The sequence below is a fragment of the Streptomyces sp. NPDC054932 genome (assembly GCF_053610205.1).
In genome coordinates this window covers 1-8,463 of sequence record NZ_JBSGXU010000274.1, presented here as the reverse complement: position 1 = coordinate 8,463, position 8,463 = coordinate 1, and the positions used below count along the sequence as shown (strand labels likewise).

Annotated in this window: 6 protein-coding genes; 4 read left to right on the top strand and 2 right to left on the bottom strand. The window is 73.2% G+C overall.

Features of this window, described 5'->3' with window-relative positions:
- The 4 genes from ACWGE1_RS38415 to ACWGE1_RS38400 form a co-directional block, all read left to right on the top strand.
- A partial coding sequence (locus tag ACWGE1_RS38415; protein ID WP_453425111.1) for an aminotransferase class I/II-fold pyridoxal phosphate-dependent enzyme occupies positions 1-2,878 on the top strand: 2,878 nt, incomplete at its 5' end.
- Entirely contained in the window at positions 2,875-3,543 is a 669-nt protein-coding gene (locus ACWGE1_RS38410; RefSeq protein WP_453425110.1) for a 4'-phosphopantetheinyl transferase family protein, read from the top strand. The genes ACWGE1_RS38415 and ACWGE1_RS38410, both read left to right, overlap by 4 nt.
- Before the next feature lie 129 nt (positions 3,544-3,672).
- On the top strand, positions 3,673-6,111 hold the full coding sequence (locus ACWGE1_RS38405; protein ID WP_453425109.1) for a SpoIIE family protein phosphatase: 2,439 nt from the start codon (positions 3,673-3,675) through the stop codon (positions 6,109-6,111).
- Positions 6,112-6,300: 189 nt separating this feature from the next.
- Positions 6,301-6,531, top strand: a complete 231-nt coding sequence (locus ACWGE1_RS38400) for a response regulator transcription factor (RefSeq protein WP_453425108.1) — start codon at positions 6,301-6,303, stop codon at positions 6,529-6,531.
- Positions 6,532-6,571: 40 nt separating this feature from the next.
- Here ACWGE1_RS38400 and ACWGE1_RS38395 read toward each other — a convergent pair whose 3' ends face one another.
- Positions 6,572-7,588 carry a serine/threonine-protein kinase gene (locus ACWGE1_RS38395; RefSeq protein ID WP_453425107.1) on the bottom strand — a complete coding sequence of 339 codons (1,017 nt, stop codon included), beginning with the start codon at positions 7,586-7,588 and terminating at the stop codon, positions 6,572-6,574.
- Positions 7,589-7,765: 177 nt separating this feature from the next.
- A complete protein-coding gene (locus tag ACWGE1_RS38390; protein WP_453425106.1) occupies positions 7,766-8,329 on the bottom strand; it encodes a hypothetical protein in 564 nt (187 codons plus the stop codon).
- Between the last annotated feature and the right edge of the window lie 134 nt (positions 8,330-8,463).

The window sequence follows — 8,463 nt, the reverse complement described above, 5'->3', positions numbered from 1 at the left end:
GCTCGGGCGGCGGCTCGCCTCGACCGAGGTGTGCCAGCCGCTGCTCGGCAGCGTCCAGATCGCCACCACCCGGCTCCTCGCGGACTTCGGCGTGACCCCGGACCTCGTCCTCGGCCACAGCGTCGGGGAGTTCGCCGCGGCCGCGGCGGCCGGCGCCCTCACCGACGAGGACACCGTGCGCCTGCTGGTCCACCGGGGCGCGACGCTCCGGGAGGCCGAGAGCGGCCTGCGGGGCGGGATGCTCGCCGTGCAGACCGACAAGGAGACCTGCCGCCGGCTGGTCACCGGCATCGACGACGTGTGGCTCGCCTGCTTCAACCAGCCGCGGCAGGTCGTGGTCAGCGGTACGCCGCAAGGGCTGGTCGCCATGCGGCAGGCCTGCGCCGAGGCGGGGGTGGTGACGGTCGCGCTCGACGTGTCGAACGCCTTCCACTCTCCGCGGCTCGCCGCCGCCGACGAGATCATGCGCGCGGACCTCGCCGGGCGCCCCGTCAGCAGCCCCGTCCTGCCGTTCGTCTCGTCCGTGGACGCGGCCCTGTGCACCGACGCCGAGCGGCTGCGCGAGCTGTGGGCGCGGCACGCGTCCGCGCCGGTCCGGTTCGGCGAAGCCGTCCGCACCGCCTACGACCAGGGGGCCCGCGTGTTCCTCCAGGTGACCGGCGGCAACTCGCTCCTGACGTCGGTCCGCCGCAACCTCGCCGACCACGGCGACGTGCACGTCGTCCCCGTCACCGGGGCGGCCCCGGACGGCGGCCACGGCTTCGTACGCGCCCTGGCCCGGCTCGCGGTCCTGGGCGTGCCGGTCGACCCGCGCGCCCTGATTCCCCGGGAGGAGCGCCGACTGCTCGACCTGCCGGTGGCCAGGCTCGCCACCCAGTCCTACTGGCTGCCCCGCCGGCGCCCCGGGAAGACGGACTCCCCCGTCGCCCCCCTCCCGTCCCGGGACCGGGCCGGAACCCGCACCGGGCCCGCACCGGCCGAGGAGAGCGCGATGGACGTCTCGCCGCAGCACCCGATGACCGAACTGCTCCAGCTGGTGCAGCAGCAGGCGGTGCTGCTCGTCCGCCTCGCCGAGACGCTGCCCGACCTGAACCCCGCCGTGGAGGTCGCCGCCCCTGCGACGACCGACACCACGCCGGTGCCGCCGACCGCCCCGCAGGCCCCGCAGGCCCCGCAGGCCCCGGAGGCCCCGGAGGCCCTGGAAATCCTGGAGCGGGCCCCGGAGGCCGCCGCTGCACCTGTGGCCCCCGCGGACGGGGATCCGGCGCCGGCCGGGGACATCGCCGGGGTCACCGCCGCCGTACTCGCGCACGTGGCCCGGGTCAGCGCGTTCCCGGTGGCGCATCTGCGCGACGACCAGCTGCTGATCGACGACCTCGGCTTCGACTCGCTGATGCTGACCGACCTGTTCACCTCCCTCCAGCGCCAGTGGCCCGGGTGGACGTTCGACGAAACGGCCGCGGACAGGCCGACCGTCGGGAAGATCGCCACGATGATCGCCCGGACCTGCGAAGGCGCCGTACCGGCCGCCGTACCCGAGCAGCGCTCCAGAGGCGGGGAAGCACCGGCACCCCCGCCCGCCGACCCGCCCGCGGACCCGCCCGCGGTCCCCGTCCCCGTCGCGGACACGGTCGCAGCGGCCGCCGCCGAGCTGCCCGAAGAGCACACCCGGATCGAGTGCTTCCCCGAGGTCGCCGCCCACGGCGACCGCATCGCCACGCTCTCCGGGCTGGGGCTGCCCAATCCGTACTTCCTCGTCCACGAGGGCGGCATGACGGACACGACCGTCATCGAGGGCCGGAAGCTCCTCTCCTTCTCCAGCTACAACTACCTGGGCCTGGCGACCCACCCGCAGGTGAACCGGGCGGCCCAGGAGGCGATAGAACACTGCGGCACCTCGGTGTCCGCCAGCAGGCTGCTGTCCGGCAGCCGACCGCTCCACCTGGAACTGGAGAGCGAGATCGCCGGCCTGCTCGGGTGCGAAGCGGCGATCACCCTGGCCAACGGCCATGCCACCAACGTCACCGTGATCGGGCACCTGGTCGGTCCCGGGGACCTGATCGTCCACGACTCCCTCGCCCACGACAGCATCCTGCAGGGGTGCAAGCTCTCCGGCGCGACCCGGCGGCCCTTCCCCCACAACGACGCGAACGCCCTCGACACCCTGCTGGCGCAGATCCGCGACCAGTACCGGCGGGTGCTCGTCGTCGTCGAAGGCGTCTACAGCATGGACGGGGACATCGCCGACCTGCCCGCCCTCGTCGAGATCAAGCGCCGGCACGGCGCACTCCTGATGATCGACGAGGCGCACAGCATCGGCACGATCGGCAGGACCGGGCGCGGCATCGGCGAGTACTTCGGCATCGACCGCTCGGCCGTCGACCTGTGGTCGGGCACGCTGTCCAAGGCGCTGGCGAGCTGCGGCGGCTACGTCGCGGGGAGCCGCTCGGTCGTCGAGTACCTGCGCTACACCGTTCCGGGCTTCGTCTACAGCGCCGGCATGACCCCGGCCGACACCGCGGCATCGCTGACCGCCCTGCGCATACTGCGCGCGGAGCCGGAGCGCGTGGCACGTCTCGCCGAGAACGCGGCGCTCTTCGTCCACCTCGCGCGCGAGGCGGGCATCAACACCGGGGACAGCCACGACACCCCGGTGGTCCCGTGCATCGTCGGGGACTCGCTGAAGACCCTGCGACTCGCCGAGGCCCTGTTCCAGCAGGGCATCAGCGTCAACCCCATCCTCCATCCGGCCGTACCGGAGGAGCTGGCCCGGCTGCGCTTCTTCATCACGTACGACCACACGCCCGGCCAGATCCGGCAGGCCGTGGCCGCGCTGGCACGCGAGCTGCTGCTCCTCGACACTGCCCCGGCCGCGTGACCCCCGCCGTCGCCATGGACACCCTCTTCCGGCCGATCGCGCAGGGCCGCATCCACCGATGGGGCGGGGCCCGCCTCGTGGTGGCCCCGTTCCGCGGCCTCCGGCCTGCGCCGGCGCTCTCACCGGCCGAGCGGCGCGTGGTCGGCGCACTGCCGGCCTGGCGGCAGGTCGAATGGACTGCGGGCCGGCTGCTCGCGAAGCGCCTGGTCGGCGAGGTGGTCTCCGCGCCGGCGGACGAGGTGGAGATCCTGCCGCGTGACGACGGCAGCCCCTGCGTCGTCGTCTGCGGCAGCCCGATGCCCGCCCTGAACGTGTCCATCAGCCACACCGCGCGGCACGTCGCCGCGGCCCTCGCACCGCGGCCGGTAGGGGTGGACCTGTGCGAGACCGCCTCGGCCGAGGCCGTACGCCGGGTCGCTGACCGGATCCTGTCGCCCGGGGAGCTCTCCCTGGTCGGTACGGACCGGCCGGAGGCCCTGGCCGCGGCCTGGGCGCTGAAGGAGGCCGCGGTCAAGGCCGACCGGAGCGGTGTCTTCGGAGCGGCTCCGCGCGGCATCCCGATCCTGGGCCTGCGGCCGCCCGCCCTCGGCGGGGGGCGCCTCGCGATGGTGTGGCGGGCGGGCGGCGCGGCCCTGGCTCTCGTCCTCGCGCACCCGGCCGGTTGAGTGCCCCGGGCGACGGAACTGCGTTGGTGCTCCCTGCCCCGCTGGATCATTCTGGTCAGAGGAGCGCCTGGCCGCGCGGATCCCCGTGGGAGTGCGGCAGCGGAACGAGCGAGGGCGAGATGAGTGGCGATGGAGCAAGTTCCCACCTCTCCTGGTGAGCGGCCCGAGGAGACGGGCGCCTCCCTCGAGTCGGCGTACACGGCCTCGGCCACGATCAACGAGCAGGGCATCGTCACCGAGTGGAGCGAAGGGGCCACTCGACTGCTCGGCTACGTGCCGTCCGAGGTCGTGGGACTGCCGGCCGCCCACCGGCTCGCCGATGTCCTCAACGACGCGGCGCGGCGGGTCCCGTCCGAACAGGAGCGGTGGAGCGGCACGGTGGCACTGCGGCACCGGGACGGCCACCGGATGGAAGTGGCACTGCTCGCGCACCGCTGGACGTCCACCGGCGGGACCACCAAGTGGTTCGTGGTGTCCGCCGTCGGCGCCTCCCGCTCGCCCTGGGACGAACCGCTGAAGGAATGGGCGTTCACCCAGTCCCCCTGCTTTCTGGCGATCTTCGATGCGGACCTGCGGCTGGTACGGGCGAACGCCGGGATGGAGCGGACGCTCTCCCTGACGGAGGCGGAGATGCGCGGGCTGCGGCTGTCGGAGATCGCGCCGGATCCGGTGAGCGACGAGACCGAGCGCAGGATGCGCCTGGTACTGGACTCCGGTGAGCCGCAGTACCTGGAGGCATTCGTCCACCCCACGGGTGGCGGCCAGGAGCACGGTTGGACCACCTCGCTGGCCCCGTTGCGGGACCCGGACGGCCGGGTGCACGCCGTGTGCCTGGCCGCGCACGACGACCGGGCCGCCGCGGAGAGCGTCCAGCACCAGATGCTCCTGACGGACGAGGTCGACACCGCCCCCATCGGGACCACCCTGGACAGCGTCCGCACGGCGCACGAGCTGGCCGACGCCGCGGTCCCCCGGCTCGCCGACTTCGCGGTCGTCGACCTGCTGGAACCACTCCCGCGCGGCGACGAGCCGGTCTCCGTCCCGGAGGGCGAGCCGGTCACCGTCTGCCGTGCCGCGGCCCGGTCGGTCCTCCACGGAACCCCGGAGTCGAGGATCGCCGTCGGGGACACGACCAGCTATCCGCCGCTGTCGCCACCGGTCGAAGCACTGGTCGCGGGCCGCGGTGCCGTCTACGGGACGGCGGACCCGGCCCTCGCCCGGTGGGCGGCCCAGGACCCCGGGGCCGCCTGGATCGGCGAGTACGGGACCCACTCGATCATGGTGGTGCCGATGCGGGCCGGCGGGGGCACGCTCGGTGTCGCCGTCTTCGGCCGCCACCGGCGCCAGGGGGACTTCCGGCCGGAGGACCTGCGGCTGGCCGGGGAACTGACGGCCCGGGCGGCCGCCGGCATCCGCAACGCGTACCGGTCCGGCCGCGAGCACACGACCACCATGACGCTGCAGCGCAGCCTGCTCCCGCACACGCTCCCCGACCAGGCGGCCCTGGAGATCGCCTCCCGCTACCTGCCCGCCGCCGGCGAGGCCGGCGTGGGCGGTGACTGGTTCGACGTGATCCCGCTGTCCGGCGCCCGGGTGGCCCTGGTCGTGGGGGACGTCGTAGGCCACGGCATCCGGGCCACCGCCACCATGGGCCGGCTGCGGACCGCGGTGCGCACCCTGGCCGATGTCGACCTGGCCCCCGACGAGCTGCTCACCCACCTCGACGACCTCGTCATCCACCTGTCCGCCGACGAGGCCGACCCGGAGTCCGGCGGGGAGGCGGCCGGAGGCATCGGCACCACCTGCCTCTACGTGGTCTACGACCCGGTCATCCGCCGGTGCACGGTCGCCCGGGCCGGCCACCCGCCGCCGGCGGTGGTCTCCCCGGAGGGCTCCGTGTACCTCCTGGACGTCCCGGCCGGTCCGCCGCTGGGCCTGGGCGGTCTGCCCTTCGAGACGCTCGAGGTCGAGCTGCCCGAGGGCAGCGTCCTCGCCCTGTACACCGATGGCCTGCTGCAGGCCCGCGACCACGACATCGACGAGGCGCTGGACAGCATGTTCGCGGCCCTGGTGCGGCCCGCGGACACGCTGGACGCGGTCTGCGACCGCGTACTGACGGCCATGCTGACGCACCGCCCGGACGACGACGTCGCCCTGCTCGTCGCCCGGACCCGGAGCCTGCACGCGGACCAGGTCGTCGTCTGGGACCTGCCCTCCGACCCCTCGGTCGTCGCCCGGGCCCGGCGGCAGACCACCGAGCAGCTGACGGCCTGGGGGCTGGAGGAGGCCGCCTTCGTCACCGAGCTGCTGGTGAGCGAGCTGGTCACCAATGCCATCCGGTACGGGCAGCCGCCCATCCAGCTGCGGCTGATCCACGAGAAGAACAGCACCCTGATCTGCGAGGTCTCCGACGCGAGCAGCACCGCCCCGCACATGCGGCGGGCCCGGACCTTCGACGAGGGCGGGCGGGGTCTGCTGCTGGTCGCCCAGCTCGCCCAGCGCTGGGGCACGCGGCATGCGGCCATCGGGAAGACCATCTGGGCGGAGCAGTCGCTCAACGGGTACTGAGGACGCCTGCGGAGTGGGGTTGTATGCGGGGAAATGTTCCCTGTGACGCGCCTGTGACAGTCGGCGGACACGTCCATGAAGTCCCGCCGACAAGCTCTTTATCAGGGACAAACACCGATATTCCGGTATACGTCCCCTGCTTCCGAGGACGTGAGCAGTGATGACCAGGCCGATCCGTCGGAGGAAATCATGAGCCTCACCCTCGCCGCCCCGCAGACCGAAGCCGCCGTCCCCACGCTCGCCCCCCGCGAGCAGGAGGCACTGCGACACATCGCCGCAGGCTGCACCTACCTGCAGACGGCCCGCCAGATGGGGCTCTCCAAGCACACGGTCGACGCCTACCTGCGCCGCATCCGCGCCAAGCTGAACATCAACAGCACGGCCGAGATGACCCGACTGGCCATCTCCATGGGGCTGTGACACCCGGAGCGATCGACGCACTCACAGGGGGCGGGACGGTCTACGGGCCGCCGGGCAGGCCGTAGAACACCGGCCGGGCCCAGACCGGGGGCTCCCGCGGGGGTACGGGGCCCCCCGCGGCACCGGGGGGACGGGGACCCTCCCGCGACGGCGGATCGGCGTACTGGCCGATGCCGCCTCCAGTGGCGACGCGCAGAGCGGCCACGAATTCGAGGCAGGACCCGTAACGGTCCTCGGGGACCTTCGACAGGGCCTTGGTCAGCACGTCGGCGGCGGCGGGAGCGATTCCCGGCCGCCGTTCCGTCAGTGGGGGCGGCGGGTCGTACTGGTGCGCCCACAGCAGCGCCGCGTCCTCCTCGCGCTGGAAGGGCGGCCCGCCCGCGAGCGTTTCGTAGACGACGCACGCCAGGCTGTAGAGATCGCACCTGCCGTCCACCGGCCTGCCGGATATCTGTTCCGGCGCCATGTAGTCGAGCGTTCCGACGAATTCGCCGTCCGTGGTGAATCCGGTGAGCGCCAGCGCCTTCTTCGTCAAACCGAAGTCCGTCAGGTAGATGTGCTCGGGGTGGTCGCTGTCGGTGCCCGCGGCGACCAGGATGTTGCCCGGCTTGACGTCCCGGTGCACCAGGTCGTGGTCGTGGGCCGCGTCGAGCGCGGATGCCACCTGGGCGGCGATGCGCAGGGCGGTCGCGACGGGCAGCGGGCCGTCACGGTCCAGCAGCGCGCGCAGGTCCAGGCCGGACACGTAGCGCATGGCGATGTAGAGGACGCCGTCGGTCTCGCCGGCTTCGAAAATGGGCACGATGTGCGGGTGGTCGATCGATGCGGCCACCCGTGATTCGTGCGTGAAGCGGCGCCGGAAGGTCTCGTCGCGGGCGCGCTCCGGGGCGATCAGCTTGAGCGCGACCGTACGGTCCAGGCGCAGGTCCTTGGCGCAGTAGACGACGGCCATGCCGCCGCGGCCGATCATGCGCTCCACCCGGTAGCCCGCGATCTGCTTCCCGATGAGACCCGAGGCACGGCCCGCGTACACGCTGAGGTTGGACACCTCGCTCATCGGGCGCCCCCCTCACCCGGCCGTGTGACGCCGCCGGACGCGGCAGGCCGCTCTTCCATACCTGGAAGTCTATCGAGCGCCCCACACGCATGCGATCGAACCGGACGCGCACGAGAACGCGCACCGTGACCGGGCCCCGAGGGGACCTGTCACGGTGCGCGTTCCGGTGGGTGGCGGTCAGTCGAAGTCGAAGCCGCCCGCGCCGCCGGCGCCGCCGAAGCCGCCTGTGGTCCCGCAGCCGAAGCCGAAGCACAGACCGCCCTCACCGCCGGTGCCGCCCTTGCCGCCGTCGCCGCCGGGCAGCGCGGTCCCGCCGGTGCCGCCGGTGCCGCCGGTGGCTCTGCCGTTGCAGGAACCGGCGCAGATGCCGCCGGTACCGCCGGTGCCGCCGGTACCGCCCGGCACGCCGGTGGTGCCGGTGCCACCGTTGGCGCTTCCGTTGCACTGCCCGGCACAGATACCGCCCTTGCTGCCCTCGGTGCCGTTCACCGACCCGTTGCACTTGCCCGCACAGACCCGGTCGCCGACCCGGACGCTGCCGTTCTCCACCTTGACGCCGTCCAGTAGCGCCCTGCCGTCGAACCGGCCGCCGCCCGGCTGGGCGTCACCGGCGACGACCGCGGTGGCCGTCTGGGCGGTAGATGCCGGGGCTGCCGTGGCGACCGGTGCCATCGCACCAGCACCGAGCAGCGTCGCCGAAATGATGAGACCGAGACGAAACTTCGTGGATCGCATCCGCATGAGATTCTCCCTTGCCTAGAAATTGCTTTCCGTGACGCGGCCGCGATGCCTCGCTTTCCGCGCGTATCGAGTCGGCCCGATCGATGTCCGGCCGGTTGTTCCCCGGGATCTCAGCGCCCCGGCCTGCTGCAGGC